This is a genomic window from Actinosynnema sp. CA-299493 (genome assembly GCF_050946825.1).
GTDB lineage: Bacteria > Actinomycetota > Actinomycetes > Mycobacteriales > Pseudonocardiaceae > Actinosynnema.
In genome coordinates this window covers 9,320,331-9,344,167 of record NZ_CP191993.1, presented here as the reverse complement: position 1 = coordinate 9,344,167, position 23,837 = coordinate 9,320,331, and the positions used below count along the sequence as shown (strand labels likewise).

The 23,837-nt window shown below is 72.1% G+C and carries 21 protein-coding genes; 7 read left to right on the top strand and 14 right to left on the bottom strand.

The annotated features are described in order from the left end of the window. Nucleotides 1–88: 88 nt before the first annotated feature. Together ACQPYE_RS40625 and ACQPYE_RS40620 are read right to left on the bottom strand one after the other, a co-directional pair. On the bottom strand, nt 89–1,033 hold the full coding sequence (locus tag ACQPYE_RS40625) for a D-alanine--D-alanine ligase family protein (RefSeq protein WP_498718425.1): 945 nt from the start codon (nt 1,031–1,033) through the stop codon (nt 89–91). A 13-nt stretch (nt 1,034–1,046) separates the two neighbouring features. After that, entirely contained in the window at nt 1,047–2,363 is a 1,317-nt protein-coding gene (locus ACQPYE_RS40620; RefSeq protein WP_498718423.1) for an aminotransferase-like domain-containing protein, read from the bottom strand. Between the two features lie 142 nt (nt 2,364–2,505). On the opposite strand from ACQPYE_RS40620, the gene ACQPYE_RS40615 reads away from it, so the two are divergent. Both ACQPYE_RS40615 and ACQPYE_RS40610 read left to right on the top strand, forming a co-directional pair. Next, nucleotides 2,506–3,144 carry a GNAT family N-acetyltransferase gene (locus ACQPYE_RS40615; protein WP_498718422.1) on the top strand — a complete coding sequence of 213 codons (639 nt, stop codon included), beginning with the start codon at nt 2,506–2,508 and terminating at the stop codon, nt 3,142–3,144. 68 nt (nt 3,145–3,212) lie between these two features. Next, on the top strand, nt 3,213–3,959 hold the full coding sequence (locus ACQPYE_RS40610) for an ArsR/SmtB family transcription factor (RefSeq protein WP_498718421.1): 747 nt from the start codon (nt 3,213–3,215) through the stop codon (nt 3,957–3,959). 13 nt (nt 3,960–3,972) lie between these two features. Here ACQPYE_RS40610 and ACQPYE_RS40605 read toward each other — a convergent pair whose 3' ends face one another. From ACQPYE_RS40605 to ACQPYE_RS40560, 10 genes are all read right to left on the bottom strand, one after another. Then, entirely contained in the window at nt 3,973–4,392 is a 420-nt protein-coding gene (locus tag ACQPYE_RS40605) for a hypothetical protein (protein ID WP_498718420.1), read from the bottom strand. A 340-nt stretch (nt 4,393–4,732) separates the two neighbouring features. Then, complete coding sequence (locus ACQPYE_RS40600) at nt 4,733–5,875, bottom strand: N-acetylmuramoyl-L-alanine amidase (RefSeq protein ID WP_498718419.1); 1,143 nt, start codon at nt 5,873–5,875, stop codon at nt 4,733–4,735. Between the two features lie 170 nt (nt 5,876–6,045). After that, on the bottom strand, nt 6,046–6,372 hold the full coding sequence (gene trxA, locus ACQPYE_RS40595; protein WP_498718418.1) for a thioredoxin: 327 nt from the start codon (nt 6,370–6,372) through the stop codon (nt 6,046–6,048). A 29-nt stretch (nt 6,373–6,401) separates the two neighbouring features. Further along, the gene (gene trxB, locus ACQPYE_RS40590) at nt 6,402–7,400 is read right to left on the bottom strand and encodes a thioredoxin-disulfide reductase (RefSeq protein WP_498718417.1); all 999 of its coding nucleotides are present in this window, start codon (nt 7,398–7,400) and stop codon (nt 6,402–6,404) included. 160 nt (nt 7,401–7,560) lie between these two features. Further along, nucleotides 7,561–8,307: an RsmA family anti-sigma factor gene (locus ACQPYE_RS40585; protein ID WP_498718416.1), complete on the bottom strand. Its 747-nt coding sequence runs from the start codon at nt 8,305–8,307 to the stop codon at nt 7,561–7,563. Then, nucleotides 8,304–8,924 carry an RNA polymerase sigma factor SigM gene (gene sigM / locus ACQPYE_RS40580; protein WP_498718415.1) on the bottom strand — a complete coding sequence of 207 codons (621 nt, stop codon included), beginning with the start codon at nt 8,922–8,924 and terminating at the stop codon, nt 8,304–8,306. The genes ACQPYE_RS40585 and sigM overlap by 4 nt, the downstream gene beginning before the upstream one ends. A gap of 66 nt (nt 8,925–8,990) precedes the next feature. Beyond that, nucleotides 8,991–10,517, bottom strand: coding sequence for a protein kinase family protein (locus tag ACQPYE_RS40575; protein ID WP_498718414.1), 1,527 nt, complete (start codon nt 10,515–10,517; stop codon nt 8,991–8,993). 37 nt (nt 10,518–10,554) lie between these two features. Further along, the gene (murJ, locus tag ACQPYE_RS40570; protein WP_498718413.1) at nt 10,555–12,168 is read right to left on the bottom strand and encodes a murein biosynthesis integral membrane protein MurJ; all 1,614 of its coding nucleotides are present in this window, start codon (nt 12,166–12,168) and stop codon (nt 10,555–10,557) included. Nucleotides 12,169–12,182: 14 nt separating this feature from the next. Then, nucleotides 12,183–14,447, bottom strand: a complete 2,265-nt coding sequence (locus ACQPYE_RS40565) for a DUF6049 family protein (RefSeq protein WP_498718412.1) — start codon at nt 14,445–14,447, stop codon at nt 12,183–12,185. Then, entirely contained in the window at nt 14,444–14,962 is a 519-nt protein-coding gene (locus ACQPYE_RS40560) for an NUDIX hydrolase (RefSeq protein WP_123744843.1), read from the bottom strand. The genes ACQPYE_RS40565 and ACQPYE_RS40560 overlap by 4 nt, the downstream gene beginning before the upstream one ends. 110 nt (nt 14,963–15,072) lie before the next feature. Between ACQPYE_RS40560 and ACQPYE_RS40555 the strand changes: the two genes are divergently transcribed. Continuing rightward, nucleotides 15,073–16,551, top strand: coding sequence for a CCA tRNA nucleotidyltransferase (locus ACQPYE_RS40555; protein WP_498723089.1), 1,479 nt, complete (start codon nt 15,073–15,075; stop codon nt 16,549–16,551). 112 nt (nt 16,552–16,663) lie between these two features. Continuing rightward, complete coding sequence (locus ACQPYE_RS40550) at nt 16,664–16,909, top strand: response regulator transcription factor (protein ID WP_498718411.1); 246 nt, start codon at nt 16,664–16,666, stop codon at nt 16,907–16,909. Nucleotides 16,910–17,077: 168 nt separating this feature from the next. On the opposite strand, the gene ACQPYE_RS40545 is transcribed toward ACQPYE_RS40550, so the two are convergent. Then, on the bottom strand, nt 17,078–18,382 hold the full coding sequence (locus ACQPYE_RS40545) for an MFS transporter (protein WP_498718410.1): 1,305 nt from the start codon (nt 18,380–18,382) through the stop codon (nt 17,078–17,080). A gap of 282 nt (nt 18,383–18,664) precedes the next feature. Here ACQPYE_RS40545 and ACQPYE_RS40540 point away from each other — a divergent pair, with 282 nt between their 5' ends. Then, on the top strand, nt 18,665–19,246 hold the full coding sequence (locus tag ACQPYE_RS40540; RefSeq protein WP_498718409.1) for a YqgE/AlgH family protein: 582 nt from the start codon (nt 18,665–18,667) through the stop codon (nt 19,244–19,246). Here ACQPYE_RS40540 and ACQPYE_RS40535 read toward each other — a convergent pair. Next, nucleotides 19,243–19,650: an SdpI family protein gene (locus ACQPYE_RS40535; protein ID WP_498718408.1), complete on the bottom strand. Its 408-nt coding sequence runs from the start codon at nt 19,648–19,650 to the stop codon at nt 19,243–19,245. The genes ACQPYE_RS40540 and ACQPYE_RS40535 overlap by 4 nt on opposite strands. Before the next feature lie 102 nt (nt 19,651–19,752). On the opposite strand from ACQPYE_RS40535, the gene ACQPYE_RS40530 reads away from it, so the two are divergent. Then, on the top strand, nt 19,753–20,868 hold the full coding sequence (locus tag ACQPYE_RS40530; RefSeq protein ID WP_498718407.1) for an esterase-like activity of phytase family protein: 1,116 nt from the start codon (nt 19,753–19,755) through the stop codon (nt 20,866–20,868). A 148-nt stretch (nt 20,869–21,016) separates the two neighbouring features. Next, entirely contained in the window at nt 21,017–23,836 is a 2,820-nt protein-coding gene (gene leuS, locus ACQPYE_RS40525; protein WP_498718406.1) for a leucine--tRNA ligase, read from the top strand. The last annotated feature ends 1 nt before the right edge of the window (nt 23,837 follow it).

The following is a 23,837-nucleotide window of genomic DNA, read 5'->3' as shown; positions in this document are numbered from 1 at the left end:
CAAGGGATCACCCAAGGGCCTTTTGTCACGGTGACGATGACGGCCCGTGTCCAACTGGACACGGGCCGTCATCGTGTGGTGAGAGGGTCTAACGCGCGACCGCGCGCTCGATGAGACCCGCGTAGATGTCCCCCAGCGACCGGCCGGCCGCCTCGACCGCCATCGGGAGGAGCGAGGTCTCGGTCAGGCCGGGCGAGACGTTCACCTCCAGGAAGTTGACGGTGCCGTCCGGCGCGACGATGGCGTCGGTCCGGGAGACGTCCCGGAGACCCAGGAGCCGGTGGGCGGAGACGGCCAGCTCGCCGACCGCCTGGGCGGCCTTCTCGTCGAGGCGCGCCGGGGCGTGGAAGTCGGTGAGCCCCGCCGTGTACCGGGCGGTGTAGTCGTAGACCCCGTTCTCCGGGACGATCTCCACCGGCGGCAGGGCGTAGGGGCCGTCCGGCCCGTCCACCACCGCGACGGCGACCTCGACGCCCGCCACGAAGCGCTCGGCCAGGACCGTGTCGCCGTACGCCAGGCAGCCGACCATCGCGGTCGGGAGCTCGGCGGCGTCGCGGACCACCTGGGCGCCCAGGGCCGAGCCGCCTTGGTCGGGCTTGAGCATCAGCGGCAGACCCAGGCGTTCGACCATGGCGTCCAGGACCGGTCGGGCGCCCAGTTCGCGGAACGTGGCGTGGGGCAGGACCGCCCACTCCGGGGTGGCCAGGCCGGCGCGCGCCAGCTCGGCCTTCGCGGTCGGCTTGTCCCAGGCACGGCGGCAGGCGCGGGAGTCCGTGCCGACGAACGGGACGTTCATCAGCTCCAGGATGGTCTGCACGGAACCGTTCTCGCCCTCGCCGCCGTGCAGTGCCACCACGACGGCGTCGGGACGGTGCTCCTTCAGGCGGGTGAGCAGGCTGCCGTCGGCGTCCCACTCCTCCACGACCAGGCCGACCGAGCGCAGCGCGGCGGACAGCCTGCGACCGGATCGCAAGGACACCTCCCGCTCGTGCGAAAGGCCCCCGGACAGGACTGCGACCCAGCGGTTGGACAACGTGTGCTCCTGATCAAGCGGTGTCGGGCGAGGGGCTGTGCGGGCCGGAGACGGCGCGGCCCACGGTCGGGCCGAACGTCTCGTGCAGCTCGATCTCGTCCTTGATGACGTTCGCGAGCCGTCGCACACCCTCGCGGATGCGTTCGGGCGTCGGGTAGCAGTACGAGATGCGCAGCTGCCGGCTGCCCAGGCCGTCGGCGTAGAAGCCGGTGCCCGACGCGTACGCCACGCGTTGGGTGATGGCGCGGGGCAGCATGGCCTTGGTGTCGATGCCTTCGGGAACGGTCACCCAGACGTAGAAGCCGCCGTTCGGCTTGTTCCACGTGGAACCAAGGGGCATGTGCTGTTCGAGTGCCGAGATCGCCGCGTCACGGCGTTCCCGGTAGGCCTCGCGGTAGGTCTTGATCTGACCCTTCCAGTCGTGCGTCGTCAGGTAGCGCGACACGATCAGCTGGTTCAGGGTCGGCGGGCAGAGGGTGGCCGACTCGGCCGCCAGGACGAGCTTCTCGCGGACGGCGTGCGGCGCCAGGACCCAGCCGACCCGGAGGCCGGCGGCGAAGGTCTTGGAGAACGAGCCCAGGTAGACGACGTTGTCCGGGTCGGTCGCGCGCAGGGCCGGGTACGTGACGCCGTCGAAGCCCAGCAGGCCGTACGGGTTGTCCTCGACCACGAGGATGCCGTGCGTGCGGCAGATCTCCAGGACTTCCGCCCGGCGCTGGACGGCGAGGGTGACGCCGGCCGGGTTGTGGAAGTTGGGGATCGTGTAGAGGAACTTGATCCGGCGGCCTGAGCGCTCCACCGCGGCGATGGCCTCGCGCAGGGCGTCCGGCATGAGGCCGTCGGCGTCCATGCCCACGTGGACGACCTGGGCCTGGTAGGCGGCGAACGAGCCCAGCGCGCCCACGTAGGACGGGCCCTCGGCCAGCACGACGTCACCGGGGTCGCAGAAGATGCGGGTGACCATGTCGAGGCCCATCTGGGAGCCGACGGTCACCACCACGTCGTCCGGGTGGGCGTTGATGCCCTCCAGCGCCATCACGTCGCAGATCTGCTCACGCAGCTCGGGCACGCCGTGCGCGCTGCCGTACTGGAGCGCGACGAGCCCCTCGGTGGCCACGACGTCGGCCACCTCCGCGCTGAGGGACTCCAGCGGCAGTGCTGCCAGGTGCGGCATCCCTCCCGCCAGGGACACCACCTCAGGCCTGCTCGCCACCGCGAAGAGCGCCCGGATCTCCGATGCCGTCATGCCCGCCGTGCGCGCCGCGTACCGGCGCAGGTGGGGGTCGAGGCTTCTGGCTCCCTGCTTGGGGGGCACTCCGGGTAGGTTCACGGGAAACTCCGTAGGTGGCTGTTACCGGCGGGTTTGTTCCCGCCCGAGTGTAACGGCCGTCCCGTTCGGGGCATGTGCCTTCCGGGCGGGGGTCACATCCGCCTATCCTCGTGGGGGAAGTGTCGGGGGCTGGGAGGTCGGGGTGTCGCGTCGGGTCCTGGGCGTCACCTTGGACAACTTGGAACACCTGTCCAAGCACAGTCGGACCTGCGTGTTCTGGGAGCTCGCGCCCCACTTGAAGGAGCAGGCCGAGGAGTTCGGGGACACCGAGTTCGAGAAGGAGGCCTGGGTCTCCAGCGTGCTGTTGGAGTGGGGCTCCTGCGGTCGGATCATCTACCTGGACGGGATTCCCGCCGGATCGGTGTTCTACGCGCCCCCGGCGGCCGTGCCCAGGTCGTTGGCCTTCCCCACCTCCCCCGCCAGCGCTGACGCGGTGCTGATGACCGGTCTCGAGGTGTTGCCGGAGTTCCGCGGTGGCGGGCTCGGGCGGGTGTTGGTGCAGACGGTGGCCAAGGACCTCACGCGTCGTGGGGTGAAGGCGATCGAGGCGTTCGGCGACAACCGGCCGGAGGTCGACGGGCCGGGTTGCGTCACGCCGGCCGACTTCCTGCTCCAGGTCGGCTTCAAGACGGTGCGCCCGCACCCCCGTTGGCCGCGGTTGCGGTTGGAGCTGCGCAGCGCGTCGTCGTGGAAGGAAGACGTGGAGGCGGCACTGGAGCGCCTGCTCAGCTCCGTGACGGTGACCGCCGCCCCGCCGGAGCCCAGTTTCAAGCCCGTGTGAGACCCCCATGAGCTGGGGTTTTATCGGCGCGGATTGACGGGCAGTCGATTGCCTGCATAACTTGCCGGGTGGACAAGGTGTTCAAGGCCCTGGCCGACGAGACCCGCCGCTACCTGCTGGACCGGCTGCGCGAGGAGAACGGCCAGACGCTCGGAGAGCTGTGCGCCCGGCTGGGGATGACCCGGCAGTCCGTCACCCAGCACCTGGCCGTGCTGGAGGCGGCGAACCTGGTCGGCACCACCCGCCGAGGCCGGGAGAAGCTGCACTACCTCAACCCGGCGCCGCTGCACGAGGTGCGGGAGCGGTGGATCGACAAGTTCGAACGGCCGCTCGGTGACGTGGAACGACGGGCCGAGGAACCGGTCGAGCCGGAGTTCGGGTACGTGACGTACATCGGGAGCACGCCCGAACGGGTGTGGCAGGCCCTGACCGACGCGGACCTGACGGCCCGGTACCGGGGCCACCGCGACAGCCCGGACCGGCAGGTCGGCTCGGGGCGGGCGCACCGGCGTGCGAGCGGTTCGGACGTGGACGACGTGGTGGGCCGGGTCGTCGAGGCCGACCCGCCGCGCCGCCTGGTGACGGCGTGGGCGGACCCGGCGGAGCCCGCCGTGACGTCGACGGTGACGTTCCGCATCGACGCGCACGGCGGGACCGTGCGGCTGACCGTGACGCACTCGGGTCTGGCCGACGAGGCGGAGCGCGCGCGGGCAGCGTCCGGCTGGGCGGCCGTGCTGTCGAACCTGAAGTCGCTGCTGGAGACCGGCCACGTGCTGCCGGGCATCGCGTGGGAGACGCCCGCACACCCCGGTTAGGAGCGGTCGGTGGTCAGAAGCGGTCGATCTCGCAGTTCTCCAGCGCGCCGGACTGGAGGAGGTCGAGCGCCTGCTCGCTGACGACGAGCTGTCCCTGGTCGGTGACGCCGAGGTCGTCCACACCCGCCTGGCCGGTGACCTCCAGCCAGTGGAAGGTGGGCAGCTCCTTGCCCTCCAGCAGCTCCTGCGCCTCGTCCGAGACGGTCACCGTGGCGCGGCGGACGCGGAAGGCGTCCAAGCCGCTGTCGACCAGCGTGTCGGCCAGGTCGTCGGTGACCAGGTAGACCGGGAACGCCTCGACCAGGTCGTCGCCGGCCCAGTCGGTGATCTCGTAGTGCACCGCTTCGATGCGCGGCGGGTGGGCCGCGGCGTCGATCACGGTTCCTTCGCCCAACGCGCCGGCGACCTCGGGTTCGAGGCGGTAGAACTCCATCGTGCTCCTCACCGGCGGCGCCGGCCAATAAGATCGACTCGTGGACGTGGGTGTCGAGATCCAGGGCAAAGTACTCGCGATCACCGAGGGCTCGCGGGACTTCGTGAAGATTCGCACACTGCTCGACGGGTGGCAGGCCGAGGCCGTCCCGACCGGGTAGCTGGTCGACGAGCTGACCGACCTGATGCTGGACCTGCGCCCAGAACCGCGCGGACGACGAGGACGCCGTCGCCGAGGTGCTGGACGTGCCGGCGGACTGGTAGGCGTCCACCGGTCCGCCTCCGGGCACCCGGGACGCGCCGCCGTCACCGTCCGATCAGCACGTCGACCCGTGGCCCGGTCAGCGGAGCTTGCCGGTGGCCACCTCGTGCCGCAGCAGGTCGTCCATGGTGAACGTGCCGGTCGGCTGGTCGTCCTTGCCCAGCAGGTACAGGCGCTTCACCGCGACCAGGATGCCCTCGGCGACCACGTCGCGGAACGACGGGTTGGCCAGCCGCTGCCGGTCACCCGCGTTGGTCAGGTAGCCGACCTCCACGCGGACCGCCGTGCAGCGGGTCATCCGGAGCATGTCCCACGTCTTCGGGTGCGTGCGGCAGTCGAGCAGGCCGGTGCGGGCGACGATCTCGCGCTGGATGAAGCCGGCCAGCGCCTCGCCGACCGTGGACGACGTGCCGTTGCCCGTCCCGAAGTGGAACGTCGCCACACCGGACGCCAGGGGCGACGCGTTGCGGTCGGTGTGCAGGGACAGGATCAGGTCCGCGCCCGCCTCGTTGGCGAACCGCGCCCGCTCGCCCTCGTCCGGGTTGTGGTTCGGCCCGCGCGTGAGCAGGGCCTCCATGCCGGTGGCGGCCATCTTGCCCTCGAGCAGCCTGGCCAGGTCGAGCATGACGTCGGCCTCGGACACGCCGTCGACCACGACGCCGCGGTCCTCGCCCCCGTGACCGGGGTCGATGATGATGCGCTTGCCGGACAGCCTCGGCCCGGCCCGGCGGACCCGCTCCTGCTCGCGCAGGAACACCGGTCGACCGCCCCGGACCTTGGGCTGCAGCTGGCGCAGCGCGCGGACCGTGCCGGGGCCGCACACGCCGTCGACGATCAAGCCGTAGTCGCGTTGGAAGCTCCGCAACGCCTGCTCGGTCTGCTGGCCGAACTCGCCGTTGGCCCGCCCGGCGTCGTAACCCAGCTCCAGCAGTCGCTCCTGCAACGCGGACACGTCGTCACCGGTCACCGGCTGCGCCATGAGGAACGCGATCGGGCGGTCGCCGAGCCGGTACGTCGCGTCGCGCAGGGCGCGGTAGGTGGCGGGGCCGACGAGGCCGTCGGTGATGAGACCCCGCTGCTGCTGGAACGCGCGCACCGCGTGCTCGACCGGCAGGTCGAACACCTGGGACGGCTGCGGATCGGACAGCAGACCGAGCTTCGTCAGCGTTGCCCTGACCTCGGCGACGTCCGGACCGAAGTCCCCGCGGCGGAGTAGCAGCATGCACCCCTCGCTCACTAAGGCGCCGACATCCGTCGACGCGAACTTGACGACCTATTGTGCCCTGCGCGCGCCGATGCCACGGACGGGGCTACTGCGAGTGGTCACGAGTCCACAAACGAGTGACCCGTCCGTCTCCTCTGAAGACGGACGGGTCACTCGCTCGGGTGCACTCAGAGCACGTCGGCCAGGTCCTTGAGCAGGGCCGCCTTCGGCTTGGCGCCGACGATCTGCTTCACCGGCTTGCCGCCCTGGAACAGGATCAGGGTCGGGATCGACATGACCTGGTAGTCCCGCGCGATCGACGGGTGGGCGTCGATGTCGAGCTTCGCGATGGTGATCTTGTCGGCGTTCTCGGCGGCGATTTCGTCGAGCACCGGGGCGACCATCTTGCACGGGCCGCACCAGGTCGCCCAGAAGTCGACCAGAACGGGCTTCTCGCTGGTCAGGACGTCATCGACGAACGTCTGAGCGGACGTGACCACGGGGGTGCCTGCCATGTCGTGTTTCTCCCTCGGAAAAGGTGGGTTCAGCTGGTGGAGACGGGCTCGCCGTAGCCGCCGCCGACGTGCTCGGCGGTGACGGCGGCCTCCGTGGTCCCGTGCTCGGCGAGCCAGCGCTCCGCGTCGATCGCGGCGGCGCAGCCCGAACCGGCGGCGGTGATCGCCTGGCGGTAGGTGTGGTCGACGAGGTCGCCCGCGGCGAACACGCCGTCCACGTTCGTGTGAGTCGTGCGGCCGAGGACCTGGACGTAGCCCTCGCCGTCCAGCTCGACCTGGCCCTTGACCAGCTCGCTGCGGGGGTCGTGGCCGATGGCGACGAAGAAGCCGGTGAACGGGTGTTCGCTCACCTCACCCGTGCGGGTGTCGCGGGTCTTCACGCCGGACACCGAGCCGGCGGCCTGGCCCAGCACCTCGACGACCTCGGCGTTCAGCAGCCACTTGATCTTCTCGTTGGTCCGCGCGCGCTCCAGCATGATCTTGGAGGCGCGGAACTCCTCGCGGCGGTGGATGATCGTGACGGTGCGGGCGAACTTGGTGAGGAACGTCGCCTCCTCCATCGCCGAGTCGCCGCCGCCGATCACCGCGATGTCCTGGTCGCGGAAGAAGAAGCCGTCGCACGTGGCGCAGGACGACACACCGCGGCCGAGCAGCTCCTGCTCACCGGGGACGTGCAGGTAGCGCGCCGCGGCGCCCATGGCCAGGATCACCGAGCGGGCGGCGTAGCGCTTGCCGTTCGCGGTGACGTACTTCACCGGGCCGTCCAGCTCGACGCCCTCGACGTCCTCCGCGCGCAGCTCGGCGCCGAAGCGCTTGGCCTGCTCCCGCATCTGCTCCATGAGGTCGGGGCCCATGACGCCGTCGCGGAAACCGGGGTAGTTCTCGACTTCGGTCGTGGTCATCAGCGCGCCGCCGTACTGCGAGCCCTCGAACACCAGCGGTTCGAGCTGGGCACGCGCCGCGTAGACCGCCGCGGTGTACCCGGCGGGCCCCGATCCCACGACGATCAGGTTCCGAACGTCCGACACCCTCGACCTCCGTTAGTCGCTCTCGGGCCCGGATCACCCGGCCCGGCACTTCGCACAACGGATCGTAGGGTGTGGTAATTCCGCACCGTCGAGGTGAGTTGGGCTACGCGGCGTCGGCTACGGCCTGCTATGGCCTGGCCACGGCCCTGCCACGGCCCCGCTACGGCTCGATCGTGCTGTTCGCCAGGACGCCGTCGGGGTTGTCCGGACCGCAGGTCTGGGGGTCGACCACCACGATGCGGTACGCGCCGGGCGTGCCCGCCGGCAGGATCGCCATCACGGCCGGCTTGTCGTCCAGCGTGATGGGGCTGACCCCGAGCGGCTTGCCGGCGTTGATGTTCGCTCCACGCAGGCAGTCGGCCAGCTGCTCCTGGTTCTCCAGCGGCCCGTAGTTCTGCGCCTTGAGCACGTCGCCGAACACCGGGCCGAAGTTCTCGCCGCGCACGGCGGGCATCCGGTCGGCACCGCCCGTGACCGGCGCGTTCGTGGTCTTGTCCTGCTGGGCCTGACCGCCGCCGTCACCGGCGGTGGTGTCGCGCGGGATGGCCACCACGGCGACGCCGACGGCGACCGCGGCCGCCGCGAGCAGCCCCGCGCCCCAGCCGAGGCGCTTGGCGCGACGGGCCTTGGCCTGCGCGAGGTCGACGACCGGCGCGACCGGGCGCGCCTCCTCGGCGAGGGCCGCGTCGATCCGCTCGGCCACGTGGCGCGGCATGGGGATCGGCGGCAGGTCGTGCAGGTCGTCGAGCGTCGCGTCGAGGGCGGCGAGGATCTCGCGGGCCTCGGGGTCGTTCTCGACCAGCGGCCGCAACTCGGCCTCGGTCCGCGGGTCCAGAGCCCCCGCGTGCAGGTCAGCCAGCAGGTCGACGGACCACGGCGGCCCTGAACGCCGCGCATTGCCGGTCATCGTTCCTCCAACTGACGTCCCTGTTGCACCTGCACATCGTTGTTCATTGGGACGTTCGCATCTGCACCCTGGTTCCGGAGGTGCCCCAGAACTTTGGCGAGCTTGGCCCGCCCGCGGGCGCACCTCGACTTCACCGTGCCCTCCGCGATACCCAGCAGCTGCGCCGTTTCGGCCACCGAGTACCCCTCCACGTCGACCAGCACGATCGGGGCCCGCTGCTCTTCCGGCAGCTCGTTGAGGGCGGCCTGGACGACCAGGCGGGTCTCCCGCTCGGCCATCGCGTCCCTGGGCGCCACCGGCTCGCCGGGGCCCGCCTCGGGGAGCGGCACGGTCGGCCTGGTTTGTCGCCTGCGCATCCGGTCCAGGCAGGCGTTCACGACTATTCGGTGCAACCAGGTGGTGACCTGGGACTCGGCCCGGAAGCTCCCGGCCGCCCGGAAGGCCGAGATGAACGCCTCCTGCAACGCGTCCGCGGCCTCTTCGGGGTCGCGCAGCGTGCGCAGCGCGACGGCCCACATGCGATCCCGGTGCCTGCGCACGAGCTCGGAGAAGGCGTGCGGGTCACCCGCGGCGTGCGCCGTGATGAGGTCTGCGTCCGAGCTGGCTGCGGCGGTCACGCGGGGAGCCTAGCGGGCTCGGGCAATCTCTCTCTTTTCACCTGCACGGGTGAATGCCCGCGGGCACTACTGCGCGCGGGTGTAGACGAGTTCCGCGATCTCGGAGCGGTTGTTCTTGCCGCTGCCCGAGAGCTTCGTGATCCACACCAGCAGGTGCTGCGACGGCTCGTGGTCGGCGAGCTGGATCTGGGTCTGCCCGGCCGACAGGGTCGCGGTCGCGATGACCTTCGTCTCGGACAGCGGCGCGCCGGGCGCGCCCGCCACGCGGATCTCCACCACCGTGCCCTCGCTGGGCGACGTGATCGTCACCGACGACAGCTTCACCGGCTCGGCGAAGCCCGCCATCAGCCCGATGCCCGGCTTCAGCGCGGGGAACGGCTCGAAGTAGTTCTCCGTCTGCCACACCGTGGTCGGGTTGTTGTCGACGGCGCGGTTGGCCCGGGTGGCGTTGTCGGGCTGGTTGGTCACGTCGTACACGCCGACGGACGCGGGCTGCACGGGACCGGCGGGCGTCGCCGGCGGGGCGGGCTGGCCGCTCTGCCCCGGCGTGGTGGACTGGCCGATCACCACCGTCGGCCCGCCGCCGCCGGTCGGCTCGTCGCTGAAGAAGCTCACGATCTGCACGCCGAGCCAGACGACCACGGCCAGCGTGGCGACCGCGAGCACGGCCACGCTGATCATCAGCTTCCGCTTGCGGTCCTTGTCGCGGACCGGGCGCTGCGTGGTCCACACCGCGCCGTCGTCCGCCGCGTCGTCCGGCACCGGCTGGATCAGCGCGGTCTGCGCCTCGGACCGGGCGATCTGGTCGAGCACCTGGAGGATCGCCGCGCTGGTCCGGATGCCGCCGACGCTGGTGTCCTCCAGGCTGCGCACGGCGACCGACGACAGCTCGTGCGGCACGTACGGGTGCAGCGCGCTCGGCGCGAGCACGGAGCCGTCCGGGCCAGTCGGCGCGGCGGGCACGCCGTCCGGGCCGTTCGGCAGCGCCCACTTGCCGGTGAGCAGCAGGTACAGGATCGCGCCCAGGCCCTTGACGTCGTCGCGGGCGATCGCGTCCGGTCGCGGCCCGGGGAACGCGAGCCGCAGCCTGCCGTCCGCCGTCACCCGGATGCGCTGCGGGTGGTCCGCGCCGAGCACGAGGCCGGCGTGGTGCGCGCCCTCGATCGCCGCGCCCAGCGGCTCCAGCAGCCGCGTCGCGGCGCCCGCGGGCAGCGGGCCCTCGGCGACCAGGTCCAGCAGGTCGGTGCCCTGGGTCCACTCGGCGACGATCACGCCGAGGATGCCCTCGTCGAGCCGGATGCCGGCGCCGGGCGTCAGCACGTCGATCACCCGGGCCACGCCCGGGTGGGTGAAGCTGGCGGCGTGCATGGCGCGTTCGGCGGTCCGCTTGGCCCGCGCCGCGGCGGCGTGGTCGGCCGGGTCTCCCACCAGGACGGTCAGCGCCACGTCCCGGTTGAGCTGCCCGTCCCTGGCCCGCCACAGGTGCGCCTCGCACCGCCGGTCCACACCGGACCGGGCCAGCAGCCGGTACCGGCCGTCGCCGATCACCCCGCCGGGCACCAGCGAGGTGTTGTGCATCGGACCGCTGCTCACGGGGCCGAGGGTACGTGACCGCGTGGTGTCACAGGTGTCATCGGCGACCCACCAAACGACTGATCTTGGCGAGCGCGGGCCTGACCTCGGGCACCCGGAACAGGGCGAGCAGGAGGAAGCTCAACGGCAGCCCGACGATCGTCTGGACCACCACCTCGACCCAGGCGCCCGCCACGCGGGACTCGATTCCCAGCACTCGGACGGCGAGCCACGCGAGCCCGGTCGCCGTCGCGAACGCGATGGCGGAGGCCACGACCGTGAGGCAGATCGTCCACGCCGTGTAACCGGTGCGCAGCCGGCCGAGCCGCAGCCGCAGCCACAGCTGCCCGACCAGGGCGCCGACCACGAAGCTCAGCGACATCGCGATCGACACGCCGACCGCCAGCTTGTCCGGCGGCGAGATCGCCAGGAACCCGTACAGCAGCGCGATCCGCGCCACCACGATGATCCCCTGGATGATCGTCGGCGTCCGGGCGTCCTTCAACGCGTAGAAGACCCGCAGCTGCAACAACGTGATCGCGTACGGCACCAGCCCGAACGCCGACAGCGCGAGCGCCGTGCCGATCGACTCGCCGCCGCCGACGCCGGACCTGCCGTGCGCGAACAGGGCCAGGCCGATCGACACGCCGGACACCGTCATCAACGCGCTGAACGGCATCAGCAGGATCGACGACATCCGGTTGCCGAACGCCAGGTCGCCGACCAGCGCGTCGGTGTCGTGCGCCGCCGCCGCGCGGCTCATCTTCGGCATCAGCGCCGTCAGCAGCGACACGCCGAGCACCCCGTAGGGCACCTGGGCGATCAGCCACTGCATGTTGTAGACCGTGATGGCGCCGTCGTAGTGCGTGGCGACCTTCGTCAGCACCACCATGCTGGCGAAGCCGAGCGCCACGTACAGCAGCACCCAGAACGCCAGCCCGCCGAACTCCGACAGCCGCCGGTCCCAGCCCCACCGCCAGCGGAACCGGAACCCGGTCCGGCGCAGCGCGGGCACCAGCACCGAAGCCTGCAGCGCCACGCCCAGCATCGTGCCCAGGCCGAGGACCAGCAGCTTCGGCTCGCCCATCCGCACCGGGTCGAGGGAGATCTCGCCCGGCATCAGCCAGTACACGCCCAGCGTCACGATCACCACGAGGTTGTTCAGCACCGGCGCCCACGTGGGCAGGCCGAACACGTGCCGGGTGTTGAGCACCGCGCCGATCAGCGCGGACAGCCCGTAGAAGACGATGCCCGGCAGCACCAGGTAGGCGAACGCGGTGACCAGCTCGGGCTTGGCGTTGGGCGAGTCGATGAACAGCGCCGTCAGCAGCGGCGCGCAGGCGACCGCGATGACCGTGCCGATGCCGAGGACCACCGCGGACATCGTGATCATCCACTGCGCGTAGGACTCGCCGCGGTCGCCGTCCTCCTTCTCGGCGCGCACCAGCAGCGGGATGGCCACGCTGGTCAGCACGCCGCCGAGCAGCAGCTCGTTGATCATCGTGGGCAGCGTGGTGGCGACCTGGTAGGAGTCGTTGAGCGCGTCGACGCCGAGGATCGTGATCAGCAGCAGCTTGGACAGCAGTCCGGAGGCGCGGCTGACGATCGTGGCGATGGCCATCGAGCCGCCGGCGCGCGCCAGCGACGGGCCCTGCGGTTGCTCCTGCGTCACCGTGGTTGTTCCACTCAACTCGTGCTCGACCTCTCCGGCGGCGTGACCCCACTCGCGTCGTTCGGCACCTGTGCGGAGGCGGCCCGGGCGGCGCGCACCCGACGGTAGATGCGCCGGGCGGACAGCAGCACCAGCGCGGCGCCCGCCAGGCCCGTGATGACGACCGTGATCGTGCCGTACGCCGAGGACGACACCTCGAGCCGCGCCCGCTCGCCCAGCTCGACGCCGCTGGTGGTGACCAGGCGGATGTGCACCGGGAAGCGCCCGGACCGCTGCACCTCGACCGGCACCGGCACCAGCCGGTCGCCGCGCGCGGGCAGCTCGATGTCGGTCAGGCCCTTGGCCACGATGCCCGGTGTGTCCTCGATCACGATCCGCACCGTGATCCGCACGTCGAGCCGGTTCTTGATGGACAGCGGGATGGGGCTGTCGCCCGAGCCGAGCAGGATCGGGCTGTTCGGCTCGGTCACCGTGACCTGGCCGCGCAACCCGTCGATCTGCTCACGGGCCACCGCCAGCGCGGCCCGCGCGCCGTCCTCGTCGCCGCGCCACGCGCCCGACACCGCGCGCAGCAGCGACAGCCGCAGCGGGGCGGTCAGGTCGGCGGGCTCGGCGGACTCCGCGTCCGGCTGGCTCATCGACTCCGTCAGGTGGTGCAACCGGAGCCACGAGTCGGAGATCGCGGCGGTCACGGTCGGCGGCACCTCGCGGGCGCCCGCCTCGACCGGGTAGCTCAACGCGGCCGTCTGCGCCGGCGGCGACGCCAGCAGCGCCTCCAGGCCGACGGGGGTCGCGAACCCGTCCGCGACCAGGGACTTCGCCGTGCGCAGCAGCGTGTCGACCTCGCCGCTCGGCGCGTTCCACCGGCGCGGCGGCGCGATGACCACGTGCTGGCCGGTGTTCTGGAACCCGGCACGGAACGTGAGCGCGGCCAGCGCGTTCTGCACCGACACCGGCCGGGTCTCGCTCGGCGTGGTCACGCCCGCGACCGGCCGGGTCGTCGCCGCGCCCTGCAACGCGTCGGACACCATGCCGTCGACGCGCACCGCCGTGACCGACTTGCCCTCGGCCACGTCGAACCGGACCGGCCCCGTCCCGGGGGTGCCCGCGACGGCCGACTGGTCGAGCACCAGGGACGTGACGCCCCGCCCGGTCAGGCCCGCCAGCGTCGCCTGGTCGAGCACGCCGTCCTCGGGCCAGGCCAGGCCCTGCGCCGGCTGCACGCCGAGGACCTCGCGGACCACCTCGGCGCCGGCGAGCGCGAGGTCGCCGAGACCGGTGAGCTCGGCGCGGGACAGCGCCACGAGGTCGGCGTCCGCGTCGGGCAGCGCGATCACGCACCGGCCGGCGGCCACCAGGCGCAACCGGTCGTGCCACAGCTCGGCCGCGCTCCTGCCCTTGCCCGCGCCCTGGCCGCGCACCTCGTAGCCCCGGGTCATCGCCTCGACCGTGCGCAGCAGGTCGGGGTCGACGGCCAGGCACACGCCGGTGCCCAGCGGGCCGGTCAGCGCCGACTCGTAGGCCGTGAGCAGGCCGTACAGCCGTCCGCCCATGGCCAGCGAGCCCGCCAGCTCGTCGTCGGTGAGCACGGTCGGGCTGTCGGTGACGACGCGCGGCCGGTCGGCCAGCGGCCAGAGCAGGGTGATCTTGGCCGGGTTGGTCGGCGGGGTCGGCGCCTGGCCGCCGGGCATCGCGAGCACCGGCAGCAGGGTGCTCAGCGCGGCCAGCCGGGCCCGCCCGCCGTAGGCCGGGACGCCGTTGATGTTGGCGAGGATCGGGTAGATGCCCGGCTCGGTGATCTGCAACGACGTGGGCTCGGCCCCGCGCAGCGGCACGGTCAGCCGGAACGGCTTCGACTCGTTCTGCTCCAGGCGGTCGGTGACCGGGGTGAACCTGGGTTGGACGACCTCGGCGTCGGTCGGCTCGCGCAGCGCCTTGCGGACCTCGTCCTCGCCGGTCAGCGGCTGACCGCGTTCCAGGCGCAGCTCGATGTCCTCGATCGGCCGGTCGCCGACGTTGACCACCTTGCCGGAGATGGTGATCGAGTCCAGCCCGTCCGCGGTGATCACGCGGGGGACCATCTCCTCGACGTCCAGGCGCAGCCACACCTGCGACTGCTGGCCCGGTTGGCTGGACAGCGCCCTGGTCGCCCACACCTGGGTGGCGGGCGCCGGTCGGACGGGCAGCCGCCCGGTGTCGACGGGCGCGGCGGGCGCCGCGGGCGCCGTCGTCACGAGGAGGACCCCCGCCGCCGCTAGTGCGGACAGCAGCCGTTTCACGCGGACTCCGCTCCGTCCGTCTGGTACTCGGAGAGCAGTTCGGCGGCTCGGCGCACGAGTCGACGCTCGTCCGCGTAGGCGAGCCGGTCGTCCAGCTCGCCAAGGGGCACCCACGCCACCTCGGTGACCTCCACGTCTTCGTCGGAAAGCTCGCCGCCCAGCGCTTCCAGGAGGAAGTGGTGGACGGTCTTGTGCACCCGCCGGTCCTCGGCGACGAACCAGTAGTCGATCGAGCCGAGCGGGCGCAGGACCTTGCTATGGATACCGGTCTCCTCCGCGACCTCGCGCACCGCGGTCTGCTCCGCGGTCTCACCGGCCTCGATGTGACCCTTCGGCAACGACCACAACAGCCTGCCGCGCCGGTCGAGCCGCCCGATGATCGCGGCGACGTGCTGCTCGAAGTCCAGCACCAGTCCCCCCGCCGAGGTCTCGTCGACGGTCTTCAGCCGCCGACCCCGACGCCGGTTGCGGCGCCTCGGCTTGGGACCGCCGGAGCGACCGGACGACTGGGGCATGCCCTGATGGTAGTGGTGACCAGCGGGTACCGGACGTGACCGCCCGGTGGCGGCCGGTGATCGACTTCGGGCAACTCGTTCGGCCCCGGGGTCGCCGACCAGTAGGCTGGCTGCTCGTGTCCGGACCCATCGCCTCCACCGCCACTCCTCCTGGGCAGGACAATGCCGTGGTGGAACTGCTGAGCGCCCTCCCCGTCGCCGAGGAACTGGCCGCCCGCTTCGCCGGGGCCGGTCACCGCCTGTACCTGGTGGGCGGCAGCGTGCGGGACGCCGTGCTCGGGCGGCTGTCCGGAGACCTCGACTTCACCACCGACGCCCGGCCGCCGCAGATCATGGCGCTGCTCAAGGGCTGGGCGGACGCGATCTGGGACACCGGCATCGCGTTCGGCACGGTCGGCGCGACCAAGCACGGGCAGACCGTCGAGGTGACCACGTTCCGCGCGGACAGCTACGACGGCGTCACCCGCAACCCCGAGGTGACCTTCGGCGACAGCATCGAGGGCGACCTGGTCCGCCGCGACTTCACCGTCAACGCGATGGCCTACGACGTGGTGCACCGGCAGCTCATCGACCCGACCGGCGGGCGCGAGGCGCTGCGGGCCAGGACCCTGGACACCCCGGCGACGCCGCAGGAGTCCTTCTCCGACGACCCGCTGCGGATGCTGCGCGCGGCCCGGTTCGTGTCCCAGCTCGGCTTCACCGTCGCGCCGCGCGTGCTCGACGCCATGGCGGCCATGGCGGGCGAGCTGACCCGCATCACCGCCGAGCGCGTGCAGGTCGAGGTGTCGAAGCTGCTCACGGGCGCGCACCCGCGGGCGGGCGTCGAGCTGATGGTCGAGGCGAAGCTCGCCGACGTGGTGCTGCCCGAGCTGCCCGCGATGAAGCTGGAGATCGACGAGCACCACCAGCACAAGGACGTGTTCCACCACTCGCTGGTCGTGCTCGACCAGGCCGTCGACCTGGAGGCGGCGGACCCGGAACGCGGCCCGGAGCCGGACCTCGTGCTGCGGCTGGCGGCGTTGCTGCACGACATCGGCAAGCCGGACACCCGGCGGTTCGAGGAGGGCGGCGGCGTCTCGTTCCACCACCACGAGGTGGTCGGCGCGAAGATGGTCCGCAAGCGTTTGCGCGCCTTGAAGTACTCGAAGGAGATCGTCGAGGACGTCGCCCAGCTCGTGTACCTCCACCTGCGCTTCCACGGCTACGGCAGCGGCGAGTGGACCGACTCGGCGGTGCGCCGGTACGTCACCGACGCCGAGCACCTGCTCCCCCGCCTGCACAAGCTGGTCCGCGCCGACTGCACCACGCGCAACCGGCGCAAGGCCAACGCGTTGCAGCGGACGTACGACGACCTGGAGCGCCGCATCGAGCGCCTCGCCGCCGAGGAGGACCTCAAGCGGGTCCGGCCGGACCTCGACGGCAACGAGATCATGCGGCTGCTGGGCCTGCCACCAGGGCCGATGGTCGGCCGGGCGTGGAAGTTCCTCAAGGAGCTGCGCCTGGACCGCGGCCCGCTCGACCACGACGAGGCGGTCGCGGAGCTGATCGAGTGGGCCCGCGCGGAGGGCGTCCAGCCTCCTGGTGACTGACACCAAGTGACCAATCTCGGGCTGGGGGCTTGGCCAGTGACAGCCCGTTGCGGGACCATGACTGTGTGCGTCAGACGCGCACTGGGGGTGGTGTCGTATGAACGCTTGGGGATTGTCCGAGGGGGGCACCCGGGCACAACAGGGGTTGGACGAGCTGTCCGACCGGCAGCGGGCCGTGCTCCGCTGCCTGGCCAGGGGGCTCGCGGACCACGAGATAGCGCGGGTGCTGGCGTTGAGCCAGCACCAGGTGGGGGCGGTGGTGTCGGAGATCCTGCGCGCGCTGCACCTGCGCGACCGGATGGCGGCGGTGGTCTACGCCCACGAGACGGGCATCATCCGCTTGCCGCTGCCCCGCTGATTGCCGCTGCTTCGCAGACGGCGGCGAGGTCGCCTGGAAGTCGATCGTTCGCGACCGATCCTGCGACGATCGAAGAGCGTGATCGCCGCAGGATGGGCCGCGAACGATCGACGCGACCTCGCGGGCGGGGTGGGCGGCGTGGGTGGGGTGGGGTGGATGGGTGGGTGATCAGTCGGTGGTGGTCGACGTGCGCTTGGTGAGCAGCAGGTAGCCCAGCAGGCCGAGCAGGTAGGCCGCGGTCGCGGCGATCACGAGACCCGGCGACCGCCCGTCCAGGGGCACGACGGCCGCCGCGGCGGTGACGGCTGCCACCTGCGTGACGTTGAACAGCGTGTCGTACAGGGCGAACACCCGGCCGCGGACCTCGTCGCCGATGTCGCCCTGCACGGCCGCGTCCACGCACAGCTTCACCACCTGGCCCGCGAACGTCAGCACGAACGACGCGGCCAGGATGGTCGGCAGCAGCATGGGCAGGCCGAGGCCGAGCTGGGTGGCCGCGGCCAGCGCGAGCGCGCCGCAGACCGTGCCGCGCCGGCCGAGCAGGTCCACCAGCCGGTCGGTCACGACGCCCGCCAGCAGGATGCCCGCGCCACCGGCGACGGCGACCTCGCCGAGCCCCGCCATGCCCGCCTTGAGCGGCCCGTAGTCGGTGAGCGAGTTGCGCATCAGCAGCAACGTCAGCAGCAGCGACGCGCCGAACGCGAGCCGGTGTGCGAGCAGCGCCGCCAGAGCGGCGGCGACGGCGGGCGCGCGCCACGCGGCCCGTGCGCCGTCCAGCAGGCCCAGGGCGACGGCGGTGACCGTCCGGCTGGGCTCGTCCACCTCGTCGGGTCCGAGCGCGCCACGCGCGAAGCGGGAGGCCAGGAACGCGGCGCCGAACGACCCCGCGACGGCGACCGCCGTGGTCCACGCCGAGCCGCCGTCACCGGAGCCGAAGACCGACCGCAACCCCACCGCGCACCCCGCGCCGAGCACCGCGGTCAACGCGCCCAGCGTGGTGACGAACGCGTTCGCCTCCACCAGGTGGTCGCCGTCCACCACGTGCGGCAGGGACGCGGACAGGCCGGAGCCGACGAACCGGCTCACCCCCGTGACGAACAGCGCCGAGGCGTACAGCGGCACGCCGTCGAGGCCCAGCCCGACGGCGGTCGCGGTGAGCACGACGAACACCGCGCGCGTGAGGTTCGCCACCACCAGCACCCGGCGGCGGTCCCACCGGTCCAGCAGGGCGCCCGCGAACGGGCCGACGACCGAGTACGGGAGCAGCAGCACGGCGAACCCGGCCGCCACGGCGAGCGGGTCGGCGTGGCGCTCGGGGTTGAACAGGACCGCGCCCGCGAGGCCGGCCTGGAACAGGCCGTCGCCCCACTGCGCGGCCAGCCGCGAGGCCAGCAACCTGCGGAAGTCCGCCAGCGCGAGGAGGTTCCGGACACCGAGGTGGTGCTTCGCCTCGGTGGTGCCGGCAGTGGTCACGGTGGTGAGCCTATGCCTCCGGACCCGGGAACCACGAAGGCCGGACCCTGGTGGGTCCGGCCTCCCTGGCGCCAGGCGCCCGGTCGCCTCTCGGCGGGTGGCACTACGCGGCTCCAGCCGGACGGTATTCCGCGTAGGCGTTTCAGTGGGCCCGGGGGACTCGATGGCGCCTGACGTTCACTGCAACGAACACGGTAACCCGGATGTTCCGGCCCGGTGGACCCGCCGCGTCCGCGCGGTGTGCGTGCTGCGTCACCCGGCGCCCGGCCGTCGTCTGGGATCATGCGTGGTGTGCGCCCTGATGCCGACGTCGAACCGGGTTCCCTGCTGGTCGCGGCACCGACTCTGACCGACCCCAACTTCCGCCGGACGGTGGTCTACGTCATCGACCACCGGGACGAGGGCAGCCTCGGCGTGGTGCTGAACCGCCCGAGCGAGGTCGCCGTCCACGACGTGCTGCCCGCGTGGGGACCGCACGTGACCAGGCCGCAGGCCGTCTACATCGGCGGGCCGGTGGAGCAGAAGACCGCGTTGTGCCTGGCCGCGCTGCGCACCGGCGAGGACCTGGCGTCGCTCGACGGCGTGGTCGGCGTGCACGGACCGGTCGCGCTGGTCGACCTGGACGCCGACCCGGACGCGCTGGTGGCGAAGGTGCGCGGGATGCGCGTGTTCGCCGGCTACTCCGGCTGGGGCGAGGGCCAGCTGGGCAACGAGGTCGAGCGCGGCGACTGGATCGTCGTGAAGGGCCTGCCCGACGACGTGCTCACGCCGCCGAACGTCGACCTGTGGGGCCGGGTGCTGCGCCGCCAGGGCATGCCGACGGCGCTGATGGCGACGTTCCCGACGGACATCCGCCGGAACTAGGCGCGGGTCAGGACGCCGCAGCCGCCGCCGGAGCCGGCGCACGCGCAGCCGCCGCACCCGGCCGGGGCCTGCTCGGGCAGCGCCTCGGCGGCCCGGTGGCCGAGCACGCCTCCCGCGCTCGCGACCACCACGCTGCCCACCAGCCCGACCAGACCGATGACCAGCGACAACGCCGGGTTCACCGCCGACGCGACGGCCGCCACGAGGGCGATGGCGCCCGCAGCCGCGTTCGGCACGCCGGCGATCTTGTTGGCCAGCGCGAAGGTCTCGTCGTCGCGCAGCGTGGCCTTGGTGCGCACACCGAAGAAGCGGTTGCGCTGAAGTCGGCCACGCACGCCGAGGAAGCCGATGGTCGCGAACGCGACACCGATCAGACCCAGCACCACAGGCAGCACGATGTTCACCCTGACGAGGGTAGGCCGGTCCCTGGATCTTGCTCGGGCCGGCCCCGGGTTCACTCGATCGTGGCCTTACCGGCGGTTCGGCCGGCCGGAAAGCTGATCACCATGAGAATTCGATCTTGGCTGGCCGGGTCGGTCGCCCTCGCCGCGCTCGTCTCGGCCGCTCCCGCCGCGGCCGCGGCGCCCGGCGTCCGCTTCCTCGGCCAGGCCACCCTGCCGAACGCCCTGCGGTTCCAGGGCACGACGGTCGGCGGCCTGTCCGGCGTCGACCGCGACCCGGCGACCGGCGGGTACGTGCTGATCAGCGACGACCGCTCGTACACGAACCCGGCTCGCTTATACACCGCCGACCTGCGGATCGACGGCTCCGGCGTGCACGACGTCCGGATCACCGGCACGCACGCCCTGCGCCACGCCGACGGCGGCACCTACTCGCCGCCGCCGCTGGACGACGGGCGCACGGTGGACCCCGAGGACGTCCGGGTCGACCCGGTGACCGGCGACTACTGGTGGAGCCAGGAGGGCGAGCGGCCCAGGACCGAGGGGCCCGCCGTGGTCCAGCCGTCCATCCAGCGGGCCCGCCGCGACGGCGCCTACGTGAGCAGCCTGCCGCTGCCCGCGCAGTACGCGTACACCACCGACCGCGGCCCGCGCCGCAACCTCGCCCTGGAGGCGATCGCGTTCTCCCCCGACGGCTCGCTCCTGACCAGCGTGGTCGAGGGCCCGCTGCTCCAGGACGGCGACCTGCCGACCGCCGAGCGGGGCGCGCTCACCCGCCTCACCGTGCAGACCCGCGACGGCGTGGTCGTGCGCCAGCACGCGTACCCGCTCGAACCGCTGTTCGCCGCACCCGAGCCCGGCCCGTGGGGCCCGGACACCGGCGTGCCCGCGATCCTCGCCGACCCGAAGGTGCCCGGCCGCTACTACGCCCTCGAACGCAGCTGGGTGCCCGGCGCCGACTACAAGGTCCGCCTCTTCCAGGTCGACATCGCCGGCGCGACCGACGTGCGGGACCAGGACGTCCTCGCCGACCACGTGCGCCCGGTCCGCAAGAAGCAGCTCGCCGACCTGCACGACTTCCCGCTGCCCGTGATCGACAACGTCGAGGGCCTCACCTGGGGTCCGCGCCTGCCCACCGGCGAGCGCACCTTGCTGCTGGTCAGCGACGACAACTTCGCGGCCGAGGAGTTCACCCGGTTCATCGCCCTTGCGCTGCGCTGATACCGTTGACGGCATGAGCAAGGCCCGCCTGCTCCTTAGCTAGCCGCGCAGACCTCGTCAACGGGTCCGCGCGGCAACCCCTCACGCCCTTCCGGGCTGGGGGGTTTCGTCATGTCAGGGGCAGGTACCGATGGAGAGGGACATCCCGATGAGCACCGACGCGGCGGACGCGACGCCCGCCTACCGCTACACCGCCGAGCTGGCGGGTGAGATCGAGCGGCGCTGGCAGCAGCACTGGGAGGAGCAGGGCACCTTCCACGCGCCGAACCCGGTCGGGCCGCTCAAGGGCGACGTGCCGGCGGACAAGCTGTTCGTGCAGGACATGTTCCCCTACCCGTCGGGCGCGGGCCTGCACGTGGGCCACCCGCTGGGCTTCATCGGCACCGACGTGTTCGCCCGGTACCACCGGATGAACGGCCGCAACGTGCTGCACACCATGGGCTTCGACGCGTTCGGCCTGCCCGCCGAGCAGTACGCCGTGCAGACCGGGCAGCACCCGCGCAAGACCACCGAGGACAACATCCAGACCTACCTGCGGCAGATCCGCAGGCTGGGCCTGGGCCACGACGAGCGCCGGCGGATCTCCACCATCGACCCGGGCTACTACAAGTGGACCCAGTGGATCTTCCTGCAGATCTTCAACTCCTGGTACGACCCGGCGGCGGGCCGGGCGCGGCCGATCGCCGAGCTGGAGGCGCAGTTCGCCTCGGGCGAGCGGGCCACGCCGGACGAGCCGTGGGCCGAGCTGTCCCGCGTGGAACGGGAGAAGCTGCTGGGGCAGCACCGCCTGGTGTACCTGTCCGAGGCGCCGGTGAACTGGTGCCCAGGTCTGGGCACCGTGCTGGCGAACGAGGAGGTCACCGCGGACGGCCGCAGCGAGCGCGGCAACTTCCCGGTGTTCCGGCGCTCGCTGCGCCAGTGGATGATGCGGATCACCGCGTACTCCGACCGGCTGATCGACGACCTGGACCGGCTGGACTGGCCGGACAAGATCAAGGCGATGCAGCGCAACTGGATCGGGCGCTCGCACGGCGCCAGGGTCAGGTTCGCGGTCGGGCGCCGGGACGCGGGTGCCCCGCACGACACCGTGGACGTCGAGGTGTTCACCACCCGGCCCGACACGCTGTTCGGCGCGACGTACCTGGTGCTGGCCCCCGAGCACCCGCTGGTGGACGTGATCGCGTCGCCGGAGCAGGCCGGCGCGGTCGCCGCGTACCGCGCCGAGGTGTCCCGCAAGTCCGAGCTGGACCGGCAGGAGAACAAGGAGAAGACCGGCGTCTTCACCGGCGCGCACGCGACGAACCCGGTCAACGGCGCGCGGATCCCGGTGTACGTCGCGGACTACGTGCTGATGGGCTACGGCACCGGCGCGATCATGGCGGTGCCCGGCCAGGACCAGCGCGACTGGGACTTCGCCAAGGCGTTCGACCTGCCGATCATCCGGACCGTGCAGCCGCCCGAGGACTTCGACGGCGAGGCGTACACGGGCGCCGGCCCGGCCGTGAACTCCAGCCACGAGGACAGCGTCAGCCTGGACGGCCTGGACGTCGACGAGGCGAAGACGAAGATCATCGCCTGGCTGGAGGAGCAGGGCCGCGGCCAGGGCACGGTGCAGTTCAAGCTGCGCGACTGGCTGTTCTCCCGGCAGCGGTACTGGGGCGAGCCGTTCCCGATCGTGTACGACGAGGACGGCACGCCGATCGCCGTGCCGGAGTCGATGCTGCCGATCGAGCTGCCCGACGTGGACGACTACTCGCCGCGGACGTTCGACCCGGAGGACGCCGACTCCGAGCCGTCGCCGCCGCTGTCGCGCGCCGAGGACTGGGTCGCCGTCGAGCTGGACCTGGGCGACGGGCCCAAGCGGTACCGGCGCGAGACCAACACCATGCCCAACTGGGCGGGTTCGTGCTGGTACCAGCTGCGGTACGTGGACCCGACGGAGTCCGAGCGGTTCGTCAACGCGGAGAACGAGCGGTACTGGCTGGGCCCGCGCACGGCCGAGCACGGCGCGTCCGACCCCGGCGGCGTCGACCTGTACATCGGTGGGGTGGAGCACGCGGTGCTGCACCTGCTGTACGCGCGGTTCTGGCAGAAGGTGCTGTTCGACCTGGGCCACGTGTCCGGTGACGAGCCGTACCGGCGGCTGTTCAACCAGGGCTACATCGAGGCGTACGCCTACACCGACGCACGCGGCGCCTACGTGGCCGCCGAGCTGGTGGAGGAGCGCGACGGCAAGTACTTCTTCGAGGGCGCGGAGGTGCGCCGCGAGTACGGCAAGATGGGCAAGAGCCTGAAGAACGTCGTCACGCCGGACGACATGTGCGAGAAGTACGGCGCCGACACGTTCCGGTTGTACGAGATGTCGATGGGCCCGATGGACGTCTCGCGGCCGTGGGCGACCAAGGACGTCGTCGGCGCGCAGCGGTTCTTGCAGCGGTTGTGGCGCAACCTGGTCGACGAGACCACGGGCGAGCCGCGGGTCACCGACGAGGAGCCGGGCGAGGACGCGCTGCGGCTGCTGCACAAGACGATCGCGGGCGTGCACGACGACTTCGCGAACCTGCGCTACAACACGGCGGGCGCGAAGCTGATCGAGCTGAACAACCACGTCACCAAGCACTTCCCGGGCGGCGCGCCGCGCGCCCTGGCCGAGCCGCTGGCGCTGATGCTGGCGCCGCTGAGCCCGCACGTCGCCGAGGAGCTGTGGGCCAAGCTGGGCCACACCGACTCGCTGGCGCACGGCCCGTTCCCGGCGGCGGCCGAGGAGTACCTGGTCGAGGACGTGGTGGAGTACCCGATCCAGGTCAACGGCAAGGTCAAGGCCCGGGTGGTCGTGTCCGCGTCCGCGTCGGCGGCCGAGGTCGAGGCGGCGGCGCTGGCCGACGCGAAGGTGGCCGAGCTGCTGAACGGCGGCACGCCGCGCAAGGTGATCGTCGTGCCGGGCCGGCTGGTCAACGTGGTGCTGTAGG

Coding starts and splice junctions, on each gene's coding strand:
- ACQPYE_RS40560 (WP_123744843.1), bottom strand. CDS start 14,962: ATGCCCCAGTCGTCCGGTCGCTCCGGCGGTCCCAAGCCGAGGCGCCGC.
- ACQPYE_RS40540 (WP_498718409.1), top strand. CDS start 18,665: ATGCGTGGTGTGCGCCCTGATGCCGACGTCGAACCGGGTTCCCTGCTG.
- trxA (WP_498718418.1), bottom strand. CDS start 6,372: ATGGCAGGCACCCCCGTGGTCACGTCCGCTCAGACGTTCGTCGATGAC.
- leuS (WP_498718406.1), top strand. CDS start 21,017: ATGAGCACCGACGCGGCGGACGCGACGCCCGCCTACCGCTACACCGCC.
- ACQPYE_RS40530 (WP_498718407.1), top strand. CDS start 19,753: ATGAGAATTCGATCTTGGCTGGCCGGGTCGGTCGCCCTCGCCGCGCTC.
- ACQPYE_RS40585 (WP_498718416.1), bottom strand. CDS start 8,307: ATGACCGGCAATGCGCGGCGTTCAGGGCCGCCGTGGTCCGTCGACCTG.
- ACQPYE_RS40605 (WP_498718420.1), bottom strand. CDS start 4,392: ATGGAGTTCTACCGCCTCGAACCCGAGGTCGCCGGCGCGTTGGGCGAA.
- ACQPYE_RS40600 (WP_498718419.1), bottom strand. CDS start 5,875: ATGCTGCTACTCCGCCGCGGGGACTTCGGTCCGGACGTCGCCGAGGTC.